At 62.9% G+C, this 26,051-nt stretch carries 26 protein-coding genes and 1 riboswitch; of the genes, 11 read left to right on the plus strand and 15 right to left on the minus strand.

Annotated elements, in window-relative coordinates; translation table 11 throughout:
• Window positions 1–8: 8 nt before the first annotated feature.
• The 6 genes from hemC to hemE all read right to left on the minus strand — a co-directional run bounded on the left by hemC (window position 9) and on the right by hemE (window position 6,339).
• On the minus strand, window positions 9–1,007 hold the full coding sequence (gene hemC, locus M1D88_RS14300) for a hydroxymethylbilane synthase (RefSeq protein ID WP_458111463.1): 999 nt from the start codon (window positions 1,005–1,007) through the stop codon (window positions 9–11).
• On the minus strand, window positions 1,004–2,242 hold the full coding sequence (locus M1D88_RS14305; RefSeq protein WP_458111464.1) for a ferrochelatase: 1,239 nt from the start codon (window positions 2,240–2,242) through the stop codon (window positions 1,004–1,006). The genes hemC and M1D88_RS14305 overlap by 4 nt, the downstream gene beginning before the upstream one ends.
• On the minus strand, window positions 2,239–2,940 hold the full coding sequence (hemQ, locus tag M1D88_RS14310) for a hydrogen peroxide-dependent heme synthase (RefSeq protein ID WP_458111465.1): 702 nt from the start codon (window positions 2,938–2,940) through the stop codon (window positions 2,239–2,241). The genes M1D88_RS14305 and hemQ overlap by 4 nt, the downstream gene beginning before the upstream one ends.
• A 98-nt stretch (window positions 2,941–3,038) precedes the next feature.
• Window positions 3,039–3,638 carry a hypothetical protein gene (locus M1D88_RS14315; RefSeq protein ID WP_458111466.1) on the minus strand — a complete coding sequence of 200 codons (600 nt, stop codon included), beginning with the start codon at window positions 3,636–3,638 and terminating at the stop codon, window positions 3,039–3,041.
• Window positions 3,639–3,737: 99 nt separating this feature from the next.
• Window positions 3,738–5,204 carry a protoporphyrinogen oxidase gene (hemG, locus tag M1D88_RS14320; protein ID WP_458111467.1) on the minus strand — a complete coding sequence of 489 codons (1,467 nt, stop codon included), beginning with the start codon at window positions 5,202–5,204 and terminating at the stop codon, window positions 3,738–3,740.
• 4 nt (window positions 5,205–5,208) lie between these two features.
• Window positions 5,209–6,339, minus strand: coding sequence for a uroporphyrinogen decarboxylase (gene hemE / locus M1D88_RS14325; RefSeq protein WP_458111468.1), 1,131 nt, complete (start codon window positions 6,337–6,339; stop codon window positions 5,209–5,211).
• A gap of 158 nt (window positions 6,340–6,497) precedes the next feature.
• On the opposite strand from hemE, the gene M1D88_RS14330 reads away from it, so the two are divergent.
• Window positions 6,498–7,865 (plus strand): glutamyl-tRNA reductase, encoded by a 1,368-nt coding sequence (locus M1D88_RS14330; RefSeq protein WP_458111469.1) that lies wholly within the window; start codon window positions 6,498–6,500, stop codon window positions 7,863–7,865.
• Here the strand turns inward: M1D88_RS14330 and moeB are convergent.
• Window positions 7,862–9,061: a molybdopterin-synthase adenylyltransferase MoeB gene (gene moeB, locus M1D88_RS14335; protein WP_458111470.1), complete on the minus strand. Its 1,200-nt coding sequence runs from the start codon at window positions 9,059–9,061 to the stop codon at window positions 7,862–7,864. The two genes, M1D88_RS14330 and moeB, sit on opposite strands and share 4 nt — an antisense overlap.
• An 84-nt stretch (window positions 9,062–9,145) precedes the next feature.
• On the opposite strand from moeB, the gene M1D88_RS14340 reads away from it, so the two are divergent.
• From M1D88_RS14340 to M1D88_RS14350, 3 genes are read left to right on the plus strand one after another with little or no spacing between them, the layout of a single operon-like run.
• Window positions 9,146–9,814 carry a TetR/AcrR family transcriptional regulator gene (locus tag M1D88_RS14340; protein ID WP_458111471.1) on the plus strand — a complete coding sequence of 223 codons (669 nt, stop codon included), beginning with the start codon at window positions 9,146–9,148 and terminating at the stop codon, window positions 9,812–9,814.
• 59 nt (window positions 9,815–9,873) lie between these two features.
• Entirely contained in the window at window positions 9,874–10,098 is a 225-nt protein-coding gene (locus M1D88_RS14345) for a DUF3107 domain-containing protein (RefSeq protein WP_458111472.1), read from the plus strand.
• 17 nt (window positions 10,099–10,115) lie between these two features.
• Entirely contained in the window at window positions 10,116–10,418 is a 303-nt protein-coding gene (locus M1D88_RS14350) for a hypothetical protein (RefSeq protein WP_458111473.1), read from the plus strand.
• Window positions 10,419–10,482: 64 nt separating this feature from the next.
• On the opposite strand, the gene M1D88_RS14355 is transcribed toward M1D88_RS14350, so the two are convergent.
• From M1D88_RS14355 to thiO, 4 genes are all read right to left on the minus strand, one after another.
• Window positions 10,483–11,163, minus strand: coding sequence for a 4a-hydroxytetrahydrobiopterin dehydratase (locus M1D88_RS14355; RefSeq protein ID WP_458111474.1), 681 nt, complete (start codon window positions 11,161–11,163; stop codon window positions 10,483–10,485).
• A gap of 90 nt (window positions 11,164–11,253) precedes the next feature.
• Window positions 11,254–12,063 (minus strand): thiazole synthase, encoded by an 810-nt coding sequence (locus M1D88_RS14360; RefSeq protein ID WP_458111475.1) that lies wholly within the window; start codon window positions 12,061–12,063, stop codon window positions 11,254–11,256.
• 43 nt (window positions 12,064–12,106) lie between these two features.
• Window positions 12,107–12,343 carry a sulfur carrier protein ThiS gene (gene thiS, locus M1D88_RS14365; RefSeq protein WP_309105931.1) on the minus strand — a complete coding sequence of 79 codons (237 nt, stop codon included), beginning with the start codon at window positions 12,341–12,343 and terminating at the stop codon, window positions 12,107–12,109.
• An 8-nt stretch (window positions 12,344–12,351) separates the two neighbouring features.
• Complete coding sequence (thiO, locus tag M1D88_RS14370; protein ID WP_458114535.1) at window positions 12,352–13,653, minus strand: glycine oxidase ThiO; 1,302 nt, start codon at window positions 13,651–13,653, stop codon at window positions 12,352–12,354.
• A 48-nt stretch (window positions 13,654–13,701) separates the two neighbouring features.
• Window positions 13,702–13,821: riboswitch (TPP riboswitch) on the minus strand.
• 26 nt (window positions 13,822–13,847) lie between these two features.
• Between thiO and thiE the strand changes: the two genes are divergently transcribed.
• The gene (thiE, locus tag M1D88_RS14375) at window positions 13,848–14,534 is read left to right on the plus strand and encodes a thiamine phosphate synthase (protein WP_458111476.1); all 687 of its coding nucleotides are present in this window, start codon (window positions 13,848–13,850) and stop codon (window positions 14,532–14,534) included.
• Between the two features lie 54 nt (window positions 14,535–14,588).
• Here the strand turns inward: thiE and M1D88_RS14380 are convergent, their stop codons facing one another.
• Window positions 14,589–15,308: a ferritin-like fold-containing protein gene (locus M1D88_RS14380; protein WP_458111477.1), complete on the minus strand. Its 720-nt coding sequence runs from the start codon at window positions 15,306–15,308 to the stop codon at window positions 14,589–14,591.
• Between the two features lie 41 nt (window positions 15,309–15,349).
• Here M1D88_RS14380 and M1D88_RS14385 point away from each other — a divergent pair, with 41 nt between their 5' ends.
• The 3 genes from M1D88_RS14385 to M1D88_RS14395 all read left to right on the plus strand — a co-directional run bounded on the left by M1D88_RS14385 (window position 15,350) and on the right by M1D88_RS14395 (window position 19,736).
• Window positions 15,350–16,861 (plus strand): RNB domain-containing ribonuclease, encoded by a 1,512-nt coding sequence (locus M1D88_RS14385; protein WP_458111478.1) that lies wholly within the window; start codon window positions 15,350–15,352, stop codon window positions 16,859–16,861.
• Between the two features lie 278 nt (window positions 16,862–17,139).
• Window positions 17,140–18,852 (plus strand): DEAD/DEAH box helicase, encoded by a 1,713-nt coding sequence (locus tag M1D88_RS14390; protein WP_458111479.1) that lies wholly within the window; start codon window positions 17,140–17,142, stop codon window positions 18,850–18,852.
• A gap of 8 nt (window positions 18,853–18,860) precedes the next feature.
• Window positions 18,861–19,736 (plus strand): DNA-methyltransferase, encoded by an 876-nt coding sequence (locus M1D88_RS14395; RefSeq protein WP_458111480.1) that lies wholly within the window; start codon window positions 18,861–18,863, stop codon window positions 19,734–19,736.
• Here the strand turns inward: M1D88_RS14395 and M1D88_RS14400 are convergent.
• Window positions 19,714–20,325: a MarC family protein gene (locus M1D88_RS14400; protein WP_458114536.1), complete on the minus strand. Its 612-nt coding sequence runs from the start codon at window positions 20,323–20,325 to the stop codon at window positions 19,714–19,716. The two genes, M1D88_RS14395 and M1D88_RS14400, sit on opposite strands and share 23 nt — an antisense overlap.
• 84 nt (window positions 20,326–20,409) lie before the next feature.
• Entirely contained in the window at window positions 20,410–21,258 is an 849-nt protein-coding gene (locus tag M1D88_RS14405) for a PHP domain-containing protein (RefSeq protein WP_458111481.1), read from the minus strand.
• A gap of 113 nt (window positions 21,259–21,371) precedes the next feature.
• Here M1D88_RS14405 and M1D88_RS14410 point away from each other — a divergent pair, with 113 nt between their 5' ends.
• On the plus strand, window positions 21,372–22,955 hold the full coding sequence (locus M1D88_RS14410) for an aminopeptidase P family protein (RefSeq protein ID WP_458111482.1): 1,584 nt from the start codon (window positions 21,372–21,374) through the stop codon (window positions 22,953–22,955).
• Window positions 22,956–23,088: 133 nt separating this feature from the next.
• Here the strand turns inward: M1D88_RS14410 and M1D88_RS14415 are convergent, their stop codons facing one another.
• Window positions 23,089–23,967 (minus strand): general stress protein, encoded by an 879-nt coding sequence (locus tag M1D88_RS14415; RefSeq protein WP_458111483.1) that lies wholly within the window; start codon window positions 23,965–23,967, stop codon window positions 23,089–23,091.
• Between the two features lie 77 nt (window positions 23,968–24,044).
• On the opposite strand from M1D88_RS14415, the gene M1D88_RS14420 reads away from it, so the two are divergent.
• Together M1D88_RS14420 and M1D88_RS14425 are read left to right on the plus strand one after the other, a co-directional pair.
• The gene (locus tag M1D88_RS14420) at window positions 24,045–25,328 is read left to right on the plus strand and encodes a magnesium transporter MgtE N-terminal domain-containing protein (protein ID WP_309105922.1); all 1,284 of its coding nucleotides are present in this window, start codon (window positions 24,045–24,047) and stop codon (window positions 25,326–25,328) included.
• Complete coding sequence (locus tag M1D88_RS14425) at window positions 25,309–26,049, plus strand: DUF1003 domain-containing protein (RefSeq protein WP_458111484.1); 741 nt, start codon at window positions 25,309–25,311, stop codon at window positions 26,047–26,049. The genes M1D88_RS14420 and M1D88_RS14425 overlap by 20 nt, the downstream gene beginning before the upstream one ends.
• The last annotated feature ends 2 nt before the right edge of the window (window positions 26,050–26,051 follow it).

A 26,051-nucleotide genomic window follows, 5' to 3' on the forward strand; every position in this document is an offset into this window, starting at 1 on the left:
TGTCCGGCTCAGGAAGCAGCCAGATCGGCAATGTCGGCTGCGCCCTGGCCAAGGAGGATCTCGGCGAGTTCTATGCCCAGCAGCGTCGCTCCTACCTCGGTCAGTCCGTCGGTTGCGCGTTGATCCCGTACCGCAGCGGTGCCGTCCACCGCGCAGACCACAGCCTCGAGGTACAGCATGCTCCCTTTTCGGTAGGCGTAGGCCCCAACCGGCGCGGCACAGCCGGCTTCCAGCCGGGCCAGCAGGGCCCGTTCTGCCGTCACCGCAAGGCGGGTATCGGCGTCGTCCAGTGCCGCGAGTGACTGGGCGAGGACGCCCCGTGATCCTTCGTTGGACCCTGGCCTTGGCGGGGCATCGGCGATACGGCATTCAATGGCCAGCGCTCCCTGCCCCGCGGCCGGAAGCATAATATCCGTTTCGAGGTATTCACTGACCGCGTCCAGCCGGCCGATTCTTTCCAGACCCGCAGCGGCGAGGACGACGGCGTCGAGATCGCAGGACTTCCCGCTGACGACGGCGTCAGTTGTGTTGCCCGGCAAACCCGGGACACGCCCCAAACGCGTGTCCACGTTGCCGCGGATGTCGACGATTTCAAGATCAGGCCGGGCGGCCCGAAGTTGGGCGGCGCGACGAGGGGAGCCTGTTCCGACGCTGGCCCCCTTGGGCAGATCTGCCAATTTGAGGCCATCCCGGGCGCACAGGACATCACGGACGTCAACGCGCTTGGGAGTGGCAGCAAGAGCCAGGCCGGGTGTTCCTCCTGTGGGCAGGTCCTTGAGGGAGTGCACAGCTACGTCGCAGGCCTCACGGAGGAGGGCATCACGCAAGGCGGCTACGAAGACACCGGTTCCTCCCATCTGCGAGAGCGAGCCTGTCAGGACGTCGCCCTCGGTCTTGATGTGCACGAGCTCAACGGTAAATCCCCCGACGGCGGCGAGCTGGTCTGCTGTCTGCTGCGTCTGGGTGAGGGCCAGTTTGCTGGCCCTTGTACCGATCCGTACCGTCATGGCGCCACCCGCTCTGAAGGGTAAGGATCGTGCCCTTTACCTACTGTGGTGTCGGCTCCGGCGATGGTTGGCTTCTCGCCGCGGAAGTTGGCGCAGCAGCCGGGACGGCACACGTCATACCAGGGGCCCAGCTGCGTCAGCGCGGGGCGGTCCTTGATGTTGTTGCTTGCAGTCCGCTCACAAATCAGGTCCACGAGGCCTTTGACGAACTTCCGGTGGGTACCGGGCGTCGGAACGCGCGTGGCCGTTAGTCCGAGATTGAAGCATGTCTCCATGGCTTCGGTGTCGAGGTCCCAGACCACCTCCATGTGGTCACTGACGAAGCCGAGGGGAACAATCACAATGCCTTTGATACCCGTTTCGGCGAGTTCTTCGATGGCGTCGTTGATGTCCGGCTCCAGCCAGGGCACATGGGGAGCTCCCGAGCGGGACTGATAGACAAGCGACCAGGGTGCCGTTTGTCCGCTCTGTGATTCCACCCGGCGCATCACTTCCGCACCCGTTGCCAGATGCTGTGCCACGTAGGCGGAATCTTCCGCAAAGTGACGGGGCTCGTCCGCCGAGCGGCCCGCTGCCTCCGCGTCGCGGGTGGGGATGGAGTGTGTGGCGAACAGGATATGGACGGGAGCATCGGGGGTTCCCGCAGCGGCCAGCCGTGCCCGGACATCTGCGAGCCCGGCGGCTGTTCCTTCGATAAAAGGCTCGACAAACCCGGGGTGGTCGAAATACTGGCGGACCTTGTCCACCTCGAGCTTGCCATCCAGGCCGGTTTCCGTCAGGGCCATGCCGATGTCCTCGCGGTACTGGCGGCAACTCGAGTAAGACGAATAAGCGCTCGTGGTGATCATCAGCAGCCGGCGGTGGCCGGCGTCATACGCATCCTGGAGAGTCTGCGGAATGTACGGATCCCAGTTGCGGTTTCCCCAGATCACCGGAAGGCTGATGCCACGGGCTGCCAGTTCCGCCTCCAGCGCTGCTTTCAGCTCACGGTTTTGCTGGTTGATCGGGCTGATCCCGCCGTTGGCCCGGTAATGGTGTGAGACTTCCTCGAGCCGCTCGTCCGGAATTCCGCGGCCGCGCGTGACATTTCGGAGGAACGGGATGACGTCGTCTTGCCCTTCCGGACCACCGAACGAAGCGAGCAGGAGGCCGTCGTACTCTTTCGGCTCCATGCGGCCCGCTTCCGTGACCACGTTCACTGCTGTCAGCTCATCCTGGGGATCGAGTTGGTTCACGAAAGGACCTCGGCAATCTCTGCAGGGGAAATCCGCCGCCCGGTGTAGAAGGGGATTTCCTCGCGGACGTGGTTCCGTGCTTCGGTAGCGCGCAAGTGGCGCATCAGGTCCACGAGGTCAACGAGCTCCGGAGCTTCGAGGCCGAGAATCCATTCCCAGTCGCCAAGGGCGAAGGAGGAGACGGTGTTTGAGATGACCTGGGGGAATTCACGCCCCAGCATTCCGTGGTCGCGCAGCATCTTGCCGCGCTCGGCCTCGGGCAGCAGGTACCACTCGTAGGAGCGGACGAACGGGTAGACGCAGAGCCACTCGGCCGGCTCCACACCACGGGAGAAAGCAGGGGTGTGGTTCTTGGCGAACTCGGCTTCACGGTGCACGCCCATGGCCGACCAGGCGATCTCGGTGCCGGCGAAGAGCTTGCTGCGGCGGATGGACCGCACGCCCTGCTGAAGTGCTTCGGGACTTGATCCATGGAGCCACACCATTACGTCAGCTTCCGCGCGCATTGCTGACACATCGTAGCTGCCGCGCAGCGTCACACCGTCGTCGCCAAGTCGCGTAACAAGAGCCTCGAAGTCAGTAGCAGCATCACCGCTGCGCAGGACGTCCGCAGAGCGCTTGAATACCGTCCAGAGAGTGAAAAACTGCTCTGTTGATTCTTCGGTTTTGGTGACAGATTCGGCAGAAGTGTGGCTCATGGGTACAAGTCTGCCCCCTGCTGGCGGGTAAGTCGAAACAGATGACTTCTACAGCACGTAGAAGTGGTGCAAATCACAAACAAGCCGCATTTTGTGGTTCATACCCTGCGTAACCTGAGAAAAATAACTGCCGCAATACCGGATAAAAGAACCAGTCCAATGCCCCACAAAAGCAGCCGGGAAGCCTCGGCCTGATCAACGTTTGCCACCTGCTCCATGGGCTGCTTTTCGGTGGTGCTGCCTTGGGCCTGGACCTCTCCGTACGAAGGATTTTGAGTGGCCTGGCCGTAGACGGAACCAGTGGCTGCAGGCGACGGGGAGGACATAGCCTCCTCGGTTACGCCAGAAACAGAGACAGCGCCGTCCTGGTCAGGGTGGACAGGCTCAGCGGCCGGCGGGGCAGGTTCTGCCGTGGGAGATTCAGCCGGTACTGTACGGGGTTTTCCCCCCTTCGGCTCCTGCGAAGATGGCGGCGCGGGAGTACCCTTGGCGTCGGACGGAAGCCGGGTGTCTGAGGAATCAGTTGTCACCGTGGGCGACTCCATGGGAGCAGAAGGGGCCGCGACGACCGCGTTGGAGGCAGGGGTGCCTGCGACGAAAACCAGAACCGCTCCGAGCAAGGCTGCTGCCGTACCGCGTCGAAGACCCCCATGGAAACCAGTCAGCGTCCTGAAAATGATGGACCTCTGAATAACCATAGTTAACGACCCTAACGACTGAAGGCGGACTATGGGAATTTGCAGTGATCCAATGATTGTGGACGACGGCGGAATCCGACCCTCCGCTGGAGGATTGCCTTAGCGTCGGGACACGAGTGCCCGGACCTGCTTCGGAGTGTCTGCTACGACCGCGGCAAGTCCATTGCCCGAGAGCCAGCCGCCCACCATCGCGAGGTTCCCGGTTGCGGCACAGATGGACCTGATAGCGTCCACGCGGTGCTTGTGGCCCACCGACGCGAACGGCAGCGAGCCTGGCCACCGCACGACGTCCCAGTCCACCACGTCCTTTTCGGAGATGCTTACACCCAGCAGGGCGGAAGCATCATCAAGGGCTGCCCTCAAGAGTTCCTGATCGCCTCCGGCGGTATCCCTCCTGCCGTCAGAAGCATCGCCAGACGCATCCTCAGCGGCATCCCCGCTGCGACCATAGGACAACCTGAGGACATGGGTTCCGGGACCCGCCTTGGCTGCCAGCCACTCCCACTTTGCGGTCGCATGGGTGAGCGCCTTGGCCTGAATTCCCGGCGTCTGGGGTGCCACCAGGACGCCGGTGCCCCTGGGTTTTCTGTCCAGCTCGGGAAAATCCAGCACCACGGTCACCAGCCGGATGTCAGGGCCTTCCGCAGGTCTGTGGCTTGCCAAAGCAGGAAGGTCCGCAGCCAGGAGTGACACCGCCGAGGGACCGTCAAGGGCAACCACAAGCACTTCGCAATCAAGGGCGCGGCCAGGCCCGGAAACCCGCCATCCCGCCGAAGTGCGTGTCACGGCCTCAGCTCGGACACCGGCTTCCAGGTGCACGCCCCTGGACTCAAGATCCTGGACAAGAGCCGTGACCAGGGTGTGCATTCCGTCGCGGAGTCCCGCTACGGCAGACCCGGCTTTCACCCGCTCCCGTGTAGCGCCTGCATTGCGCTGGGCGGCCACAGCAGCCGCCAGTGAACCGTGCTTGCGGACACCTTCCCGAAGCCCGGGGGCCACCACATCGACGTCGAGCAAGCCCGGATTGGCGGAGTGAACCCCTCCCACTATAGGCTCCACAAGCCGTTCCAAAACCCTGCGCCCCATCCTGGCCCGTACCAAGGAGGAGACGCTGGCGACGTCCTTCGAGGTTCCCAACCACGCTGGCAGCCACGCGTCCATGGATGCGCGGAGGGCGCCCAGCAAGCCAAGGGACCTGCGGACCTCCGGGTCCCATGGGGACGCCGGAATACCAAGAATTCCCGTTTTGGGGAGTTCTCGGGGACCATCAGGCAACTGCACCCAGGCCCCGGACGGATCAGGGGACACGATGTTTCCCGCCAGGCCTAATTCTGCGGCCAGGTCCGCCACCGCCGAGGAGCGGGTAGCGAACGATTCCGCTCCGCTGTCCAGTTCCAGGCCTGCAACAACGTGCCTGCCGACACAACCACCCCATGAATCACCGGCTTCCAGCACTGTCACTTCGAAGCCAGCCTTGGCGAGTTCGCGTGCGGCCAGGAGGCCGGACATTCCGCCGCCCACCACCGCTGCAGTTCGGTTGGAACGGCTTTCCTGAGCTGCTGCCATGGCCTTACTCGGGGGAAATCGAATGAATAAGTTCGACGACGCGGGTCAGGACGGTGGGATCGGTTTCCGGCGGTACGCCATGGCCGAGATTCAGCACGTGGCCTGGTGCGGCCGAACCGGCAGCGATGACTTCGCGGACGTGGGCTTCGAGCACCTGCCAGGGAGCCGAGAGCAGCGCGGGGTCGATGTTGCCCTGCAAAGGTACTGTTCCGCCCAGGCGGCGGTTGGCCTCATCCAGCGGCAGGCGGTAGTCCACCCCGACGACGTCGACGCCGACGTCGCGCATGGCCACCAGGAGTTCGGAGGTTCCGGTGCCGAAGTGGATGAGGGGTGCGCCAAGATGCCGCACGTGGTCCAGGGCGCGGGCCGAAGCCGGGGCAACAAAACGCTGGTAGTCAGCAAGGCCAAGGGAACCGGCCCAGGAATCGAAGAGCTGGCCGGCAGACGCCCCGGCTTCCAACTGCGCCCGCAGGAAAAGGCCTGAGGCGTCAGCTGCCCAGTTGGCCAGAGCCTGCCACGTTTCCGGGTCAGCGTGCATCATGGTGCGGGGACCCAGGTGATCCCGGGACGGCTTGCCCTCCACCATGTAGGCAGCCAGCGTGAAGGGCGCACCCGCGAATCCGATCAGGGGTGTTTTGCCCAACTGGGCCACCGTGAGACGTACAGCTTCCCTGATCGGCTCCAGCGCTTCCCACGTCAGCTTCGGCAGCGCCGCTACATCCGCCGCCGTCCGGACCGGCTTGTCCAGGACGGGGCCAACCCCCGGGACAATATCGACGCCGACCCCGGCAAGCTTGAGGGGAATGACGATGTCCGAAAAGAAAATGGCGGCATCCACGTCATGGCGCCGCACCGGCTGCAGGGTGATTTCAGAGGCAAGCTCGGGCCGCAGGCAGGACTCGAGCATCGCGACGCCCTCGCGGACCTTCAGGTATTCCGGCAGCGAGCGGCCGGCCTGGCGCATAAACCAGACAGGACGACGGGACGGCTTCCCGCCGCGGTAGGCAGTAATCAGGGGCGAGTCCGCCGTACGCCCATCCATCAAGGGGTGGCCTGAGTCGAGACTGCCCGGGTGGGTGTGGCTCACCGTACCGTTGGATGCCGTGCCGTCTGAAGTTGCAGCGCTAGAGATCATGCCTTCGATTGTGCCCAAATTCCAGCCCAAAAGATAACGACAGCTTGTCATCTGTTGGTCTAGGCATTGCATGGTGGCAGGGATCACAAGGGGCGGTGCTGCACTCCACTTCATTGAGTTGTTCTACACGGACACGAAAAAGCTATGATTGTGCTGCTGTGGTTCTTTTTTCATTGGTGGCTACACACGCCGACATCGACCTTGAAACCGTTGCTCAGTTGAGCACCGGCGCTTCAGAGCTCGCTACATCCGCACTCTCCGGATCGCCGGAAGTCACGGGTGCGATTGTCCTTGCCACCTGCAACCGCTTCGAGATTTATGGCGAAGCCGTTCATGCGGATGATGTTGAAGCGGCCCGCGCTGCCCTGGTGGCACAGATCAGCGGAAGCAGCGGACTCAGTGAGCAGCTCGTGTCCAGGTCATTCAGCACACGCACCGGGACTGAAGTGACCAAGCACCTCTTTGCCGTCAGCTCCGGGCTGGATTCCGCCGTCGTCGGTGAACGCGAAATCGCAGGCCAGGTCCGCCGTGCCCTGATCCAGGCGCAGCATGAGGGAACCGCGAGCTCGGGGCTGGTCCGCTTGTTCCAGGCAGCCTCAAGAACGGCCAAGGACGTCGGCGCCCAGACCGCACTCGGATCCCGGGGGCTTTCCATCGTGTCCGTTGCTCTCGACCTGGCCGCGGATCTTTCCGAGAACGCGGATTGGGCAACCAAGAAGGCCGTCATCTTCGGTACCGGCGCCTACGCCGGAGCCACGATGTCCCTTTTGCGTGAGCGCGGCTGCACAGACGTTTCTGTATTCTCTTCCTCAGGCCGTGCCGCAGGTTTTGTCGCAACTCGCGGCGGTGTGGCGTTGGACGAAGAATCCCTTCCTGTGGCCGTGGCCGCTGCTGACGTCATGATCGGCTGCAGCGGGTCGGACACCCGGGTGGAAGCCGGGGAGCTGGCCCGTGTCCGTGCCGGCTCTCCACAGCCGCTGATTGCGATCGACCTCGCCCTGACCCATGATTTTGATCCGGCGGTGGGAGAGCTTGACGGCGTGGAACTTCTCACCCTTGAATCCGTACGGCTCGCGGCCCCGCAGGAGCAGGCCGAATCCCTGTCCCAGGCCAGCAGCATCGTCACCGCAGCAGCCAAGGCATTTGAGCAGGAACGTGAGGCCCGCTCGGTCGATTCAGCCATTGTTGCCCTGCGCCGCCACACCATGAACGTCCTGGACGCCGAGATGGAAAAGGTTCGCGCGCGCCACGGCTGTACGGCAGCCGCCGAAGAGGTGGAGTTCGCCCTCCGCCGCATGGTCAAGCAGTTGCTCCACGTTCCCACGGTCCGGGCCCGCGAACTCGCCGCCACCGGCCAACAGGACGAGTACGTGGCAGCCCTTGAAGCCCTCTACGGCATCAGCGTGGAGCAGGCAGCTGCACCGGCACCTCTCCAGGCCTCTGCGCCGCCTGCCTCAGACACCGAGGCAGAATGCCCGGTTGATCACACGCAGATCTCCATCGACGATCGGCGCGAATCCGCCTAGTAGACGGGCTTTCCCGGCTCTATGTCCTTCACCCAGGCGAGAATGCCGCCGTCGAGATGACTGACCCGTTCGTACCCCGCCTTTTTTGCTGCGGCCAGAACCGCGGCTGAACGGGTTCCGGCCTTGCAGTGGAACACAATCTCCCGGTCCTGGGGCAGTTCTGACCAAGCTTCACCAGCGAGGATCCTGCCCTGCGGGATGAGCACTGACCCATCGATGCTGACGATCTCGTGCTCCCCGGACTCCCGGACATCCACGAGCTCGAACTCCTTGAGGCCAGCCTTACGCGCGGCGAGCATGGTAGCCAGCTGCTTCGGGGTGATGGTGTTCTCGTTAGCTGTGGAAGACGCCGGGAGGATGCCGCAGAAGGCCTCATAGTCGGTCAATCCGGTGATGGGGTCGGCCGCGGGATCCTTGGAAACCTTGATCTCACGCCAGCTTCCACCCAGTGCGTCAAAGAGCGCCACGCGCCCCAGCAGGGAGCGTCCGACGCCGGTGATGAGTTTGACTGCCTCCGTCACCATCAGGGAGCCCACAGCCGCGCACAGCATGCCGAACACTCCCCCCTCCCCGCAGGAGGGAACAGATCCGGCAGGCGGTGCCTCCGGATAGAGATCGCGGTAGGTAGGGCCGTGTTTTTCCCAGAAGACGCTGACCTGGCCGTCAAACCTGAAAATGGAACCCCAGACATAAGGCTTGCCCAGGATTGCGGCAGCGTCATTGACGAGATAACGAGTGGCGAAGTTATCGGCACCATCCAGGATGAGGTCGTAGTCCGCGAAAAGTTCGAGGGCGTTGGACGCATCCAGCCGGACATTATGCAGCCTGACATCAACCAGAGGATTCAGGGCAGCGACGGCATCCCGCGCCGATTCAATCTTCGGCCTGCCGACGTCCGCCACTCCATGGATGACCTGGCGTTGAAGATTGCTGAGGTCCACAACGTCGTCGTCAACAATTCCCAGCGTCCCCACCCCGGCAGCAGCCAGGTACAGCAGGGCAGGCGAGCCAAGTCCGCCGGCACCGATCACCAGCACCTTTGCGTTTTTGAGCCGCCGTTGGCCCATTGTCCCGATCTCAGGAATGATGAGATGCCGGGAGTATCTCTCCACCTCTTGGGGACTCAGCCCTTCCGCCGGTTCCACCAAAGGTCCGATGGCCGTAGGGGCAGCTGTTGTGGAGATCATTGAAGCCATACTTCAATGTATGCCGAAGATGCCGTCAGGTCATGTTACCCCCGCGTAAAGTAGAGGTAACTGCAAGGGAAAGAAGGCCAAAAAGTGGCTCATCATGCACCGGTCGACCGGGTACAGGACGGCAAGCCCGTTGGCGGGCAGGCGCGTACTTCCGGTCCCCGCTCGGCGCGGCTGCCCCGTGATGAACGCAGGGCCCAGTTGCTGTCCGCAGCCCAGGAGGTCTTTGTTGCCAACGGTTACCACGGGGCTGCCATGGACGAGATTGCAGAAACGGCACGCGTCAGCAAGCCAGTGCTCTACCAGCACTTCCCCTCCAAGCGGGAACTGTATCTCGCCCTGCTGGACAGCCACCTCACCGCGCTGACCGAACTGTTGCTCGGCGCCCTGAACTCCACCACGGACAATGACGAGCGTGTCCAGGCGGTGATGCGCGCCTACTTCCGCTTTATTGCGAATGATGACCAGGCTCACCGGCTGGTTTTCGAGTCTGACCTCATCAATGATCCGGATGTCAGTTCCAGGCTCGAAACCTTCAACAAGACCTTTGCCGACGCCGTGGCCCGTGTCATCGCCGAGGACACAAAACTTCCGCCGCTGGAAGCACAGCTGCTCGGCCGGGCACTCGCTGGAATGGCCCAGGTAAGCGCACGTTATTGGCTCGAAACAGACGGCAACCTGGACCTCGATGTTGCCAGCGACCTGATTTACCGTTTAGCTTGGCGCGGAATCAGTCGCTTCCCCAAAGAGACCTAGACTACAAATAGAAACTGTCTTCGGAATTTTTTAACTTTGATTGGCTGGGAGGCCTCGCTGTGGAAGTAAAGATCGGCATTCAGAACATCGGCCGTGAAATTGTGTTGGAATCGGCTCAGGATGCTGACGAGGTCGCCAAGGTTGTTGCAGAAGCCATTTCCAAAGGCACTGAGCTCAGGCTGAAAGACGAAAAAGGCCGTTTGGTGATAATTCCCTCCAACACTTTGGGCTACGTAGAAATCGGAGCGGAAGAAGTCCGCAGGGTCGGATTCGGCGCACTTTAATCTGGCAGGAGTTCCACATGCTTTCTCTCGTCATCGTCTCTTTCGTGACGGTAGCTGCAGGCTTCATCATCTGGGCGAATGACCGCAGGCATGCCAAGTACGGCATTCTGATGCCGGCGGGAGTAGCAACGGCGGTAGGGCTTTTGAGCTGGATCCTGTTCATTACCGCCGGATTCGGTTATCAGCCGGGCCTGACCTGGATTCCGTGGATCCTTCCGATGGTTCTGGGCACCGCGGCCTCCTTGGCTGCTGCTCTATACCTTGGGAAGACCCGGGCCCGGCACGACACCGCACGGCTCACTGCCGCACTGAGGCTCTAACGGATCGGGCTCTAAAAGGGTCTAACGGGACGCGGGTCTAACCGGGCAACGCCACAGCGGGTCCTCAGAGGTCCGGCTCGTGGCCTTCTTCGGTGCACAGGCACAACCGGTTGCCTTGGGCGTCAGTCACAACAACCCAATGAGGGGCGTGGCCGTAGTCCATCAGGGCGCCTGTGCCGGCGGTCTTCTCCAGCGTAGGGCCGGACTCCTGCTTGCTTCGGTGGACATCCAGGTGAAGGCGGTTGGGATTTGGCGTGGACGTGTTCTGGAACCAGAGGCCGGGCCCCCTTCCATACGGGTCCACCAGGTCCCCGTAGCGGCCCTTTTTGTACCCGAGGGCAACGCGCCACACCTCTGAGATTTCGGCGGGATCGGCTGAGTCTATGGCGATTTCGATAGTTCTGTAGAGGCCTGGTTCAGCAGTTGCGCCTGCCGCTTCCGCCTCTGCGCTCACCGACGTCGCGGCGGTAATGTCCCGTCGGGTGACTTCCGATCCCGCGTCATGGGACGTAAAGCGGATGAACACCCTGTTGAACCGCCAATCGAGGTCAGGGTGATGGTCCTGTTCTTCTGCCAAACGTCCGACGGCGGCAATGAGGTCCAGCGCTTTGGCGGCCGCCGGCAATTTGTAGACGGTCACCAGGCCCCCGAGGCGGTAACGCCAGTCCGGTAGCCCGGCAAGCGCTTCGTCAATCTGCGGCCGGGTCAGTACGGCTGCTTTTTCAGGTACGACTGGTTCAGGCATGACGCCCTCCTGGAACTGATAGCAGGCGAACAGGTCCGCCGTCGGCCGGCCCGGAAAGCTGAACCAGGCAACCGTGCCCGGAAGGACGGGCTAGAGGAACTCGGCCCGGCCTTCCATGGCAGATGACGCCAAGGCGTGCTCACGGCGCGGAATCCGGCCGGCGGTTTTCGCCAGCCTACCGGCGATGACGGCGTGTTTGAAGGCCTCGCCCATCTGGACCGGGTTCTGGGCCCGCGTGACGGCGGTAGCCAACAATACGGCGTCACAGCCGAGCTCCATGGCCAGGGCGGCATCCGAGGCGGTACCGATTCCGGCGTCGAGCACTACCGGGACAGAGGCCCTGGCAACGATCAGCTCTATATTGTGGGGGTTCAGGATGCCCAGGCCGGTCCCGATGGGCGAGCCCAAAGGCATCACGGCGACGGCACCGAGGTTTTCCAGGCGCAATGCCAGCACGGGGTCGTCATTGGTATAGGCAAATACTTTGAATCCCCGGTTAACCAGCTGCTCGGTCGCTTCGACCAGTTCCACGGCGTCGGGCAGGAGGGTATGTTCGTCGGCGATGACCTCCAGTTTGACCCAGTCCGTCTCAAGCGCCTCACGGGCCAGTTCGGCGGTCATGACTGCGTCCCTGGCGGTGAAGCAGCCCGCTGTGTTCGGCAGCACCCGGATGTTGTGCTCCACGAGGAGCTGGAAGAGGGAACCCGTTTGCGCCGGTGAGTACCGGCGCATTGCAACTGTTGTCAGTTCCGTCCCGGAGGCCAGCAGCGCGGCGCCGAGCCCGTCAAGGCTTGGAGCCCCACCGGTTCCCATGATGAGCCTTGAACTGAAATCGACCCCGTCTATGGTCAGCTCGTCGGTCGCCTTGTATGCCGGACCGGAAGTGGTGGCTACCATCATGTTTCCTGCGTTTCCTGTTGGAGTAGGGCCTTCATGCATTTGCCTAGCCTCCCTGTACTGCGGTGACCAGTTCGACGTCGTCGCCGTCAGCGAGCGCCGTCAGTGACCAGCGGCTCCGCGGAACCACTTCGGAGTTGCGGGCAACTGCAACGCCAAGTTTCTGACCGTCAGCTGCCTGGCCGTCGGGGCCAAGGCTCTTACCTGTAACCAGGGCTACCAGCGTGGTGACCGAGGCGCCGTCGTCGATGGCACGCTCCGCGCCATTGAGGGTGATGTTCATGCTGTTCCTTACTGCGGAGAGGTACCGGCTGTTGCCGGATCGGGGTGACGCCGGACATGACCGGCGGAGGAGCCTGGGGAGAATCGTCCGGGTTCGAAAACTGCCCACCGGGAATCAGACCGGCCCTCCATCAGCTGCAGGCAGATTGATGCGGCCGCCGGAGCCAGAAGTATGCCATGGCGGAAGAATCCTGTCGCCACAATGAGGCCCAAGAGGTCAGCGTCACCTGTGCGGTCCCGTACCCTGCCCAGCAGCGGCGCATTGTCAGGGGTGCCGGGCCGGCCGCGGGCGGTGCATTCAAGCAGCTCCAGTTCGGCCACTGCGGGGAGAAGTACCTGCGCGTCGCGCAACAACTGGTAAATACCTCCGGCGGAGACCGCTGCCTCTGCTGCACCTGCTTCCAGGGCTGCTTCCCGTTGCGTGGCTCCGATCACCACAGTCCCGTCGTCCCTTGGAACGATGTACACCGGCACGCCATGAACCATCCCCCGGACCGTTGAGGTCAGGAGCGGCTGGAGGTGGCCCGGGACGCGGAGCCGGATGATATCCCCGTAGACAGGCCGCAAGGGAAGATCGAGTCCCGGCGGAAGGCCGTCCAGTTTTCCTGTTCCAAGTCCGCTGGCCAGGACAGTCTCGCCGGCATGGATGGCTCTTCCGTTGTCCAGGACGACGCCGGCTACGCGGTCACCATCCCATCGCAGGCCGGCGGCCCTCGCCGGGAGCATTTCGCAGGTTCCCCCGGAACGCTGGGGATCGGCCAGAGCTTCGGCGATCCGGGCAAGGAGCCTTCGAGGGTCCACCTGATGATCGGCGGCGATCCGGTAGGCACCGGAGACGGCGGGACTGAGCAGCGGCTCAATGGAGCGTGCTTCACGAACTGTCAGTGGCTCCACTGTGAGCCCGTTCGCTGCCTGCACCCGCCTCAGATCCTCGAGCGCCCGGCGGTCTGCAGCATCAGCGCCGATGACGAGCGTGGGTGTGGTGAGGTATCCGGTACCAGATGCCTCCGCTTCAGAGGGTCCGTTGACACGGCTGTCGATGGCAGGGGCAAGTCCGGCTGCGAACGCAGGCCAGAGGGCTGAGGCCTCGAGCATGAGTTCCAGCAGGTCTTCCTCCTGGTAGTGCAATTCAGTTACCGGGGCCAGCATCCCGGCGGCGGCCCAGCTCGCGCCGGTACCGGGGGCATCGTCAATCAGGACCACGGAGCGCCCACTCAGTGCAGCTTCCCAGGCGATGGCATGGCCCACCACTCCGCCGCCAATGACTGCCACATCCACGCTGATATCCGTGCCGGAGACGGGCTCGTGCATTGGGCCGGTGGACGTTGTGTGGCTGGATGATGGAGAGAGTGCTGAGTGGGAGAGCACTGGATTCCTTCCCTACGCCGGTACTAACCGGATCAGGTCAAGCGGTCGGCTCTGACGCCCTCTCAGCCCGGCAGTTTATGACAGCTGCTGCGGGCTCCCGCGGTACTCCCCCAGTTTAGAGGAACTAGGCTGGTGCCATGACCGAGCCTGCCGTCCACACCACCGCCCGCCTCTACCTCTGCACCGACTCCCGCCAGGGCCGGGGGGACTTTGAGGACTTCATCGACGCCGCCTACGCAGGGGGCGTTGACATCATCCAGTTGCGGGACAAGCAACTGGAGGCTGCGGAGGAACTGGAGCTGCTGGAAGTCCTGCAGGCCGCGGCCCAGCGGCATGGGCGGCTGTGGGCGGTCAATGACAGGGCAGACATCGCGTCCCTGTCCGGCGCTCCCGTCTTGCACCTTGGCCAGAAGGACCTCCCGCTGCACTCGGCAAGGACGTTCGTCGGCAGTGAAACAGTGATCGGCCTTTCCACTCATACCCCGGGGGAGGTTGATGCCGCTATTGCCGCATCACCGGGGCGAAGCGGCCTGGATTACTTCTGTGTCGGGCCGGTCTGGTCCACTCCCACTAAACCCGGACGGACCGCCGTCGGGCTTGAACTCGTCACTTATGCGGCTGACGCCATCAGGGCGGCAGACCGAATGACTGTCGACGGCATACTCCTGCCCTGGTTCGCAATCGGCGGCATCGACCTCGCCAATGTGGAGCAGGTGGTGGCCGCCGGCGCCTCGCGTGTAGTGGTGGTCCGGGCCATTACAGAGGCAGACGATCCTGCGGCCGCAGCCAAGGCCATCCTGCAAGTGCTCGACGCCGGAGCCTGACCCGGGCTTTACGGTCTGATCAACCGAGCTGTCTCACCATCCGAAGCCGATTGGCTAGCCTGTCAGGCCCAATTGGGTCATGCGCCGGGAGTGGTTCCCCGCCAGCTCCTTCATCAAATCAGCAACCATGAGTTTGGCCTCGGCGTCGTCCCGGACGATTCCCACTCCTGAGTCTGACCCGGGTGGGTCATTACCTTGGCTGGCTATGAGGCCCGACAGGAAAGCACGCTCGAAGCCCACCCGCTGCGCCTGGGTGAGAGCCTCCCCCAGCAACCGCCTCCCCCACAAGGCCAGCCTCGACGCCAACCTGGGATCATCGGACAACGCTTTCTTGAGCCGTACACGAAGAATCTCCGTGACATCCTCGGCTGACTGGACCTGCCGGATCAGCTGCCTGCTTTCCGGCTCGACGTACTCGGACACCGCACGGTAGAAATCAGCCGAAACAGTGTCAATCACGTACGCCTTCATCAGGGACTCGTACCAGTCCGCCGGGCGCGTACGATCGTGGAAATGGTCGATGGCGGGCTGGAATGGCAGCATGGCTTCCTCGGCATCAACACCCAACCCTGCAAGCCTGGCACTTACCAGTTCATAGTGCTGGAATTCCAGCACAGCGATCCTGCCCATAACGGCCCGGTCATGGAGGGTGGGCGAGTAACGGGCGTCCGCAGAGTATCTCTCAAAGGCGGAAAGCTCCCCATAGGCCATGACTCCCAGGAGGTCCGCAAGGAAACGGTCCCGGCGAGCGTTGTCTGTGGGGGAAGTGCTCATGATCCAAGACTAATGGCGCAAATCGGGCTAACCTGATTTTCGTGTCACATCATCGTCTGGCTCCCAGTGTTCACGCTCAGAGCAACCAGCTGGCCGCGGCGCTCAGTGCTCTGCGCACCCGCCTGGAGCTGCCCGGCGCCTTCCCGGACGAGGCCCTCAAAGAAGCTGAAAAGGCCGTTGCGGACCACCGCCTTCCGGACCTGGATCTCACGGCCATCGAGTTCATCACCATTGACCCGGCGTCCTCCACCGACCTTGACCAGGCTGTTTTTATAGACAGGGCCGGTGACGGTTACAAGGTCTACTACGCCATCGCCGACGTGCCCTCCTTTGTGGAGCCGGGCGGCCCTTTGGACGCCGAAACCCGACGGCGGGGGCAGACGTTCTACGCGCCCGACGGTCGCATCCCGTTGCATCCCGAAGTGATCAGCGAGCAGGCCGGCAGCCTGTTGGAAGGTCAGCTGTGCTCGGCGTTCGTTTGGGAATTCGATCTCGACCGGGCGGCAGAAGTGTCAAAGGTTGCCGTGCGCCGGGCGACGGTCCGGAGCCGGGCGAAGCTCAGCTACAGGCAGGCCCAGACACAGCTTGATGCAGGAACCGCGCCACTCGTGTTGCAGCTGCTCAAGGAAGTGGGGATCAAGCGGGTCGAGCTGGAGCGGGGCAGAGAGGGTGCAAGCCTGAACATGCCCGAACAGGAAATCCAACAGCTTCCGGACGGCGGCTACCGGATCATTGCAACACCCCAGCTTCCGGTTGAGGACTGGAACGCCCAGATTTCCCTGATGACAGGCATGGCAGCCGCAAAACTCATGCTGAACGGCAAGGTGGGCATTCTCCGGACCATGCCCACTCCCGACGAGCGGTCCCTCGATAATTTCCGAACTCAGACGCAGGCCCTTGGCAAGCCCTGGGATGGTCAATTCAGTTACGGGGAATACCTGCGCACCCTCGATCCCCGGGATCCTAAGCAACTGGCCATCCTGCACTCGGCGGGGATGTTGTTCCGGGGAGCAAACTACACCCCGTTTGATGGAACGGTCCCGGAGAACGCCATTCAATCGGCCATCGGTGCCAGTTATGCGCACACCACAGCACCGCTGCGCAGGCTCGTGGACCGCTTCGTCCTGGTCATCTGTGAAGCACTGAGCAACGGCTGTGACGTCCCCCGCTGGGCACGCGAGGCCCTTCCGTCGCTGCCAGCCATCATGGCCGCTTCCGACCAGCTCGCCGGCAGGATGGAACGCCTCGCCCTGAACACCGTTGAAGCCGCGCTCCTGGTCAACCACATCGGCCAGGAATTCGAAGCAGTTGTGATCTCCGGATCCCGGCAAGGCAAACTCAACGGTAATGGCGGCAACGGCGGCAGCAACGGCAACGGCAACAATGGCAACGGCAGCCTGAACGGGTCCGGACCTTCCGGGATTGTGCAGATTGCAGAACCTGCGGTCACGGCCAGGTGTACGGGAGAGCTCGAACCCGGCACCAACGTCAGGGTCCGGCTGGTGGCCTGCGACATCTCGGCCCCGGAGGTCTTGCTCGAGCTCGTGGACTGACCCAAATCGGGTCGCGTCCAGTGCTTTTCGTGTCAACAGCTAGACTGAAGGTGTAGTAATGGATGCCCGGTCGTTGATTTCCTTCCTTTTAAAGAATCAACAAGCCCGCCCCTACGCGATCTTGAGACACACCAGTTGGTCACCAGTGCCAGCATAGATAGCCCGCGATCGGCTTCCACTGGATTTGCTAGCGCGCCCGAGCGTGCTCCGGAACGGCCTATCAAACCGCCCCGTTGAGCAGGCAGCGCCTAAGCCCAAATGAATAAGGAAACTCCACTGTGAGTGAATTGCACACGCACCAACTTCTGACCGACGACACCGGAACGGAATCGATCGAGCCTGAAGAAACCATCATCTCGGACGAAAAACCGCACGAGATCGAGGAAAAGTCTTTCGCCGACTTCAACGTCCGGGCCGACATCGTCGAATCCCTCGCCGACGCCGGGATTACCCATCCGTTCCCTATCCAGGCCATGACGCTCCCGGTGGCCCTTTCCGGCCACGACATCATCGGCCAGGCCAAGACGGGTACGGGCAAAACCCTGGGCTTCGGCATTCCTGCCCTGCAGCGCGTTGTGGGAAGGGACGATCCCGGCTTCGACAAGCTAGCCGTTCCCGGTGCCCCGCAGGCATTGGTGATCGTTCCGACGCGCGAACTCGCCGTCCAGGTGGCCAATGACCTCCAAAACGCCTCCCGCAAGCGGAACGCCCGCATCGTCACCATTTATGGCGGCCGCGCTTATGAGCCCCAGGTTGACGCTCTGCAGAAGGGCGTCGAGGTTGTTGTGGGAACGCCTGGTCGCCTGATCGACCTTTACAAGCAGAAGCACCTCAGCCTCAAAAACGTCAAGATGGTAATCCTCGACGAGGCTGACGAGATGCTTGACCTGGGCTTCCTGCCGGACGTTGAGACCCTCATCGCAGGAACGCCGGCAGTGCGGCAAACGCTCCTGTTCTCGGCAACCATGCCCGGTCCAGTCATTGCCATGGCCCGCCGCTACATGACTCAGCCCACCCACATCCGCGCTGCAGACCCCGAAGATGAGGGCCTGACCAAGCGCGATATCCGCCAGTTGATCTACCGCGCCCACAGCATGGACAAGATTGAGGTCGTCGCCCGCATACTGCAGGCCCGCGGCCGTGGCCGTACCATCATCTTCACCAAGACCAAGCGCACCGCCGCGAAGGTCGCCGAGGAACTGGTGGACCGCGGCTTCGCGGCCGCCGCGATTCACGGCGACCTCGGGCAGGGGGCCCGCGAGCAGGCGCTTCGGGCTTTCCGTAACAACAAGATAGATGTCCTTGTCGCCACCGACGTCGCCGCCCGCGGCATCGACGTCGACGACGTCACCCACGTCATCAACTACCAGTGTGTTGAAGACGAGAAGATCTACCTGCACCGCGTTGGACGCACGGGCCGCGCCGGCAACAAGGGCACCGCCGTGACGTTTGTCGACTGGGATGACATGCCGCGTTGGGGCCTGATAAATAAGGCCCTCGGCTTAAGCGTTCCGGAGCCGGTGGAAACCTACTCGTCCTCGCCTCACCTGTTCGAGGAACTCGACATCCCCGAGGGCACCAAGGGAAGGTTGCCCCGCAGCAAGCGGACCCTGGCCGGTGTCGATGCCGAGGTCCTCGAGGATCTGGGCGAAACCGGCAAGAAGAACAGCCGCTCCGGCGGCCGCGACAGTGGCAGCGGCCGGGACAGTGGCAGCGGCCGGGACGGCGGACGTTCCGGTAACCGCGACGGCGCCCGTTCAGGCAGCCGGCGCAGTGGCGGCGATACCGGCGGCCGCACAGGTGACCGTCGTCGTCGTTCCCCCGAAAACGAAGCAGGTAACGGCGCTGCTGCCCCGGCGGCAGCTGAGGCCCCTGCACAGGCTGACACGGACCGTCCGGCGCGTGCCCGACGCACCCGGACCCGCACCCGCCGCCGTAACGGCGAAGTGGTGGCCGGCGGCGACGCGCAGTCCAGCACCACCGAGGCCTAAACCCCTCAATGACTGACACTGTCTGGGCGCCGGACGGCAGCAACCTGGTGGTACACGCGGATAACGCGATCTTCCTCCCCACGCTGCCGGACGGCGCCTTCACACTCATCTACGTAGACCCACCCTTCAATACCGGCCGCTCCCAGCGACGCCAGGAAACGAAAATGGTGGTGAACGCCGACGGAGCCGGGGACCGTGTGGGGTTCAAGGGCAGGTCCTACGACACCATCAAAGGCGCACTGCACAGCTACGACGACGCTTTCAGCGACTACTGGTCCTTCCTGGAACCGCGGCTGGTGGAGGCCTGGCGGCTCTTGGCGGACGATGGAACCCTGTATCTTCACCTGGACTACCGGGAAGTGCACTACGCCAAGGTCATGCTGGATGCCATTTTCGGCCGGGAGTGCTTCCTGAACGAGATCATCTGGGCCTACGACTACGGGGCACGGGCCAAGTTCCGTTGGCCTACAAAGCACGACAACATCCTCGTCTATGTGAAAAATCCAGCGAAGTACCACTTCGACAGCGTGGAAGTGGACAGGGAACCCTATATGGCTCCTGGCCTGGTCACACCGGCAAAAAGGGAACTAGGGAAGCTGCCAACAGACGTCTGGTGGCACACCATCGTCTCGCCCACCGGCAAGGAAAAAACCGGCTACCCCACACAAAAACCCGAAGGGCTACTGCGTCGCGTAGTAGCAGCATCCAGCCGCCCCGGCGACTGGTGCCTGGACTTCTTCGCCGGTTCCGGGACCCTCGGCGCGGTAGCTGCGAAACTGAACCGGAAATTTGTGTGCGTTGACCAGAACCTGCCGGCCATCGACGTTATGACCAAGCGTCTGGGACCGGTGGCGGAAGTCGTCAGGCGGCCCAGCTCGTCATAAAGGCATGGACTGCATCCGCGATCATCTGCACTGCGATCGCGGACAGCAGGAGGCCTGCAATCCTGGTCACGAGTTCCACGCCGTTCTCACCAAGGACCCGTTGGACCAAGCCGGCGAAACGCATCGCCAGGTACAGGGAGAACAGTGTGACGGCGATTCCCAACCCCACAGCCAGATACTGTGCTGCGGCAGAAGACTGCTGAACGAACACCATCACGGCAACGATCGCTCCCGGTCCTGCCATCAATGGCGTCCCCAGGGGAACAAAGGCCACGTTCTTGTACTTGGCAGCGTTCTCTTCACCGCTTGTTGAACCGGTCAGCAGCTGGAGGGCGATCAGGATCAGCAGCAGCCCGCCGGCTCCCTGCAGGGCAGCGAGCGATATGTGCATGTAGTTCAGGATTGACTGTCCGAAAAGAGCGAAAAGTATGATGACCCCCGCGGCCACCAGAAGCGCCTGCAGTGCCGACCGGTTCCGGTCCTTCGCCGTCATCTGCGCCGTCAAGGACATGAAGATCGGCACCGTCCCTGGCGGGTCCATAATCACAAAAAGCGTCACCAGAACTGACGCGAACAACTGAAGATCTATCCATTCCACTGGGCAAGCTTAGACCGTGGGATAGATGCTCCCGGACTCTGCCGAGCGTCAGGAACAGCGAGCGTCAGGCTGAGGTCAGGAACGCACTACCGCGCTTCCTGTCCCCATTTCCTCGATCCGGACAAGCACTTCGGGGGCCGTCAGGTTTTCACCGAGCAGGTTCGGCTTTCCCGTCCCGTGGTAGTCGGAGGAGCCTGTCACCAGTAAATCGTGGCGTTCCGCCAGCCGCCGGAGAAACCGTCGGCCCTCCTCCGGATTGTCCCGGTGCTCGATTTCGAGCCCTGCGAGCCCTGCGTCGATCATTTCCTGGTACGTCTGCTCCCCCACGATCCTGCCACGTGCTGATGCCACCGGATGGGCGAAAACCGGTACGCCACCGGCAGCCCGTACCAGTTCGACGGCGATGGCGGGGTCAGGCGCATAGTGCTGGACGAAATACCGGGAACGGGATGTCAGGATCGAGGAAAAGGCCTCGGAACGATCTGAAACGACTCCGGCGGCCACCAGGGCGTCTGCAATATGCGGGCGGCCCAGGGTCGCGCCAGGAGCAACATGGTGAATAACGTCATCCCAGGTCAGCGGATAGTCCTCAGCCAGCAATGTCACCATGTGTTCGGCACGGGTGAGGCGCGCATCCTTTGCCTTGGTGATCTCTTCCATCAGGCCAGGGTGCGCGGGGTCATGGAGATAGCTCAGCAGGTGAACGCTGATTCCCTTAGCCGTCCGGCACGAGATTTCAATTCCTGGCACGAAAGCAACCCCGGCCACAACGGCAGCCTCGGCGGCCTGTGCCCAGCCATCGGTCGAATCATGGTCCGTCAGGGCAATGGCGTCCAGCTTTGCCGCTGCCGCCGCCCGCATCACGACAGCAGGGGTCTGGGTGCCGTCGGAAACGTTCGAGTGGGCATGCAGGTCAATCCTCACCAGCCCAGCCTAGTAGATGACCAGGTCCCGGCCGGTCGCCGCATCTTCGGCGGTCCGGGACAAACGGACGGCAGTGTTGCCAACCCCGGGTCCGCTGGTGAGACGATGGGACCGTGAACGATGCTGAAACCACCCAAAACTCTGCTGCCCAGCCACTTGAGGAGCGTGTCAACAACCGCTCTCAACGGCCAAGTTCCGATGCCTTCAAGGCCTTTATGGCCAGTAACTGGGCCCCCGCTCCTGAGCAAAGCCATGAGCTTGAAGTTGTGGCGGGTTATGCCGCTGCCCGTCGCCATGCCATCTCCGGACAGTTCAAGGGCGAGCGCCTGGTCATTCCGGCCGGGCCCTTGAAGGTCCGCTCCAACGACACCGACTACCGCTTTCGCCCGCACTCGGCATTCGCGCACCTGACGGGTCTTGGCGTCGACCACGAGCCCGACGCCGTCCTGATTATGGAGCCGGTTGAAGAAGGCAAGGGCGACGACGGCGGCCACCACCACGCCACCCTTTACTTCCGGCCGCTGGCCGGCCGGGACACGGAACAGTTTTACGCCGATTCCCGCTCGGGAGAGTTCTGGATCGGGCCGCGTCCCACCCTGGCGGAATTCAAAGCCCGCCTCGGGATCGCCACGGCACACATAGATGAACTGGAGACGGCCATCACCAAGAATGTGGGCGCTCCGGAAATCGGGGGAGTTTCGGTACGGCTGGTCCGCAAAGTGGACGAGAACATCGATGCCCTTGTGGACACCGCCCGCTACAACACGGCGAAGGATCCGGACACGCTAGATCTTGGAGTCCTGGATGCCTTGGACGACAAGCTTTCCGAGGCGCTGTCGGAACTGCGGCTGCTCAAGGACGAGTGGGAAGTCGAGCAGATGAAAATTGCAGTGGCAGCCACCGTTGAAGGCTTCACCGAAGTGGTCAAGTCGCTTCCCCGCGCCCTGACTCACCACCGCGGCGAGCGTGTGGTAGAGGGAGCCTTCTTTGCGCGCGCCCGTGAAGAGGGCAACGAACTCGGCTACGACACCATCGCGGCCGCCGGAAACAATGCAACGGTGCTGCACTGGACCCGGAACACCGGCAAGATCAACGCCGGCGAACTCCTGCTGCTGGATGCAGGGGTGGAGGCAGAGTCCCTGTACACTGCCGACATCACGCGCACCCTTCCTGCCAACGGTGTTTTCTCCGAGATCCAGCGCAAGGTCTATGAGGCAGTCCTCGAGGCCGCAGATGCCGGATTTGCCGCCGCCCGGCCCGGAACGAAATTCCGCGACATCCACACCGCCGCCACCACAGTACTGGCTGAGCGGCTTGCGGAGTGGGGGCTGCTCCCAGTGTCCGTGGAGGAGGCCATCAGTCCCGAGGGGCAGCAGCACCGGCGCTGGATGCCACACGGCACCAGCCACCACCTTGGCCTTGATGTCCACGATTGCGCGCAGGCCAAGCGGGAACTTTACCTGGATGGTGTGCTCGCTCCAGGAATGGTATTCACCATTGAGCCTGGCCTCTACTTCAAGGATGAAGACCTCGGCATCCCGGAGGAGTATCGGGGAATCGGCGTCCGCATCGAGGACGATGTCCTGATGACAGCTGAGGGCCCTGTGAACCTCAGTGCGGCCCTTCCCCGCGGGTCCCATGACGTGGAGGACTGGATGGCCGGGATCTACCAGGACGTAGACGCCGAGTCGGCATAAGAAGTGGGCTTGGTCGAGCCCGCGAACTGACTGACCGCAGGAACTGACAAAGAAGGCCCGCCGGAAATCTGACTGCTCAGATCTCCGACGGGCCTTCGTGCGTCCCTGTCTTTGGCGCTGAATCTTTGGCTGGCTAGGACTTGCCCTCGGTGTTGTCCTGCGGTACCTGCGGCTGGGTTGCTTGTGGTTGCGGTGCCGACTGGGGGTCAGTAACCCGGACGCCGTATTGGGGACGTCCGTCGGGAAGGTCCGGGTAGCGCACTGCCGCCGGCCTGGTCCCGGCAGGCATCCGCTGTGCTTCCTCCTGTGAAATGGCAGGGGCCTGGCCGGGCTGGTGTTGAGGGGTGCCGGCAGCCTGGCCGGGCTCTTGCTGTGACGTTCCAGGGGCCTGTCCGGGCTGCTGCCCGGCTCCCGGTGCCTGGCCATAGGGATCGTTCCAGCTGGCCGGACGCTGCGGAGCCTGCCCCTGGTGCGCGTTGTAGCGGGGTGCGCCGGAAGAAGCGTCCGACGGCCTCATAGGCAGTTGCTGCAGCAGCCGCCGGGCTTCCCCTGAGGCCTCGACGGCAACCACGACGTCGTAGTTGGTGGCCACAACCTGGCTGGTGGACGTGAAGTCACGCTTACCGCGCTGCATGGCATAGGTGACGATGCCGAACAGCATAAAGAAGGCTGCACCCATCAGGACCGAGGCAACGATGGAGAAGTAGCCGCCCGTCGGGGAGAAAAAGGAGAGCATGACGCCAACGAACAGCCCGAACCACATGCCGCTCAGCGCACCGGACAATGCAACCCTTGGGTAGCTCAGCCTGCCGGTAACACGTTCCACCATCTTCAGGTCGTTGCCCACGATGGACACAACCTGCACCGGGAACTGCTGGTCGGCCAGGTAGTCCACCGCCTTCTGGGCGTCCAGGTAGGAGTTGTATGACCCGACGGTGTCCCCGGTGGGGACAGTGCGGGACTCGTCGGACCCGGGAACGCCCGACTTAGGAGCACCAAAAATATTTGACATACCCCCATTCTTGCCCATGATCATGTGTGGCGGCTGTAAATTCAGCTAAAAGAGAGCAGACTCGGTAGCCTGTACAAGTGAGCACCAATCATTCGCGGGTATTTGTCGCGCGCTTACTTGGACTGGACGTCTTCGACCCCCTGGGGGACCGTCTGGGCAGGTTGCGCGATGTCGTGGTGCTCTCCCGCGGCAGCCGCGGCGCCCCCCATGTGGTGGGTATCGTCGTCGAAGTGCCGGGGAAGAAGCGGGTCTTTGTTCCGATGACACGCATCACCTCGATTGACCAGACCCAGATCATCTGCACAGGGCTGGTCAACCTGCGCCGCTTCGAACAGCGCGGCGCAGAGACCCTCGTGGTGGCTGAGATGTTCGATCGGCGGGTAACCCTGGCTGACGGCAGCGGAGACGCGACTATCGAGGACATCGCCATGGACCGCCACCGCTCAGGTGACTGGTTTGTGAGCAAGCTGTTCGTCCGGCGCGGCCATTCACTTTCCCCGCTCAGCCGGCTCCGCCGCAACGAGACCATGATCATCGACTGGGCAGATGCCTTGCAGGTAGCCAAGACGGAGCCGCAGGCCGCAACCCAGTTCGTCGCGACGCACGAAGACCTGAAGCCTGCCGACTTCGCCGAAGCACTGCAGGAGATGAGCGACAAGCGCCGCTTTGAAGTGGCCAGCGAACTCCAGGACGAACGTCTGGCTGACGTCCTGCAGGAGATGCCCGAAGGCGATCAGGTGGAGATCCTCTCCGCCCTCGACGTCGAGCGTGCTGCCGACGTTCTGGAGGAGATGGATCCCGACGACGCGGCCGACCTCCTTGCCGAACTGCCCACGGCCCAGGCCGAGGAACTGCTGCAGTTGATGGAGCCGGAGGGCGCAGAGGATGTCCGGCGTCTGCTGGAATACGACGAGGACACTGCCGGTGGCCTGATGACTCCCGTTCCCGTGATCCTTCCCCCTGAAGCGACGGTCGCGGAAGCCCTGGCACATGTCCGGCGGGAAGAGCTCTCCCCGGCCTTGGCGTCGTCGATCTTCATTACAAGACCTCCGCTGGAAACCCCCACTGGCCGCTTCCTGGGTGTTGTGCACATTCAGCAGTTGCTGCGCTACCCTCCCCCGGAGCCCTTGGGCAACCTCGTGGACAAGAACCTCGAACCGTTGTCCGACCAGGCGCACATCAGCGAAGTTGCCCGCGCGCTCGCCACGTACAACCTGAACTCGCTTCCTGTGGTCAATGACGACGGCCGGCTCGTGGGGGCGGTGACTGTTGATGACGTGCTTGATCACCTGTTGCCTGATGACTGGCGTGCCCACGAGGATGACGTCCCCATAAGGAAACTTGGAGGCCGCATTGGCTGATCAGAACGCTCCCCGGAAGCTCAATGGCCGGCTGGTCGGAAGGCAAAGCGTCACAGGCGGCCTGGACACGCCCTTAAGCGGGCGTCAGCGGATTCTGCCCAAGTTCTCACCGAACCCGGATGCTTTTGGCCAATCCACTGAGGGTTTCGCCCGCTTTATGGGTACTCCCCAGTTCCTGGTCTACATGACGGTGTTCGTCGTCGTTTGGCTGGTCTGGAACACCTGGGCCCCGGTGGAGTGGCAATTCGACTCCCGGGCACTTGGTTACACCTTGCTGACACTGATGCTGTCCCTGCAGGCCTCATACGCGGCTCCACTCCTGTTGTTGGCCCAGAACCGGCAGGACGACAGGGACCGCGTGTCCCTGCAACAGGATCGCCAGCGTGCCGAGCGGAACCTGTCCGATACCGAGTACCTGACCCGCGAGCTGGCATCGCTGCGGATTGCTTTGCGTGAAGTGGCTACCCGTGACTACGTTCGTGCCGAACTCCGCAGCCTGCTGGAGGACATTCTGGAAGCCCAGGAGGAACTCCGGAAGCACGACCCCTCAGGGGCCGGCAGCCACGAGTCGCCCAAGGAAAAGGTCCGCGAAAAACTGAAGGAACGCAGGGAGAAGCAACGCAATCCCAGGACCCAGCAGATTCCGAAGATCCGGCCTGAATCCTCCGGCAATCCCGCGCATCTCAACCCGCCGGAAAGCCCCAACCACCCTGAAAGCTGAGT

It is taken from the genome of Arthrobacter sp. R1-13 (assembly GCF_054161475.1).

Bases quoted from the DNA above. Each gene is read 5' to 3' on its own strand.
- M1D88_RS14360 (WP_458111475.1), bottom strand. From the start codon at position 12,063: ATGATGGTAGCCACCACTTCCGGTCCGGCATACAAGGCGACCGACGAG.
- hemG (WP_458111467.1), bottom strand. From the start codon at position 5,204: ATGGCAGCAGCTCAGGAAAGCCGTTCCAACCGAACTGCAGCGGTGGTG.
- thiO (WP_458114535.1), bottom strand. From the start codon at position 13,653: ATGCACGAGCCCGTCTCCGGCACGGATATCAGCGTGGATGTGGCAGTC.
- M1D88_RS14380 (WP_458111477.1), bottom strand. From the start codon at position 15,308: ATGAGCACTTCCCCCACAGACAACGCTCGCCGGGACCGTTTCCTTGCG.
- M1D88_RS14350 (WP_458111473.1), top strand. From the start codon at position 10,116: ATGCTTTCTCTCGTCATCGTCTCTTTCGTGACGGTAGCTGCAGGCTTC.
- hemC (WP_458111463.1), bottom strand. From the start codon at position 1,007: ATGACGGTACGGATCGGTACAAGGGCCAGCAAACTGGCCCTCACCCAG.
- M1D88_RS14415 (WP_458111483.1), bottom strand. From the start codon at position 23,967: ATGTCAAATATTTTTGGTGCTCCTAAGTCGGGCGTTCCCGGGTCCGAC.
- thiS (WP_309105931.1), bottom strand. From the start codon at position 12,343: ATGAACATCACCCTCAATGGCGCGGAGCGTGCCATCGACGACGGCGCC.
- hemQ (WP_458111465.1), bottom strand. From the start codon at position 2,940: ATGAGCCACACTTCTGCCGAATCTGTCACCAAAACCGAAGAATCAACA.
- M1D88_RS14395 (WP_458111480.1), top strand. From the start codon at position 18,861: ATGACTGACACTGTCTGGGCGCCGGACGGCAGCAACCTGGTGGTACAC.
- M1D88_RS14315 (WP_458111466.1), bottom strand. From the start codon at position 3,638: ATGGTTATTCAGAGGTCCATCATTTTCAGGACGCTGACTGGTTTCCAT.
- M1D88_RS14355 (WP_458111474.1), bottom strand. From the start codon at position 11,163: ATGCCTGAACCAGTCGTACCTGAAAAAGCAGCCGTACTGACCCGGCCG.
- hemE (WP_458111468.1), bottom strand. From the start codon at position 6,339: ATGATCTCTAGCGCTGCAACTTCAGACGGCACGGCATCCAACGGTACG.
- moeB (WP_458111470.1), bottom strand. From the start codon at position 9,061: ATGGCTTCAATGATCTCCACAACAGCTGCCCCTACGGCCATCGGACCT.
- thiE (WP_458111476.1), top strand. From the start codon at position 13,848: ATGACCGAGCCTGCCGTCCACACCACCGCCCGCCTCTACCTCTGCACC.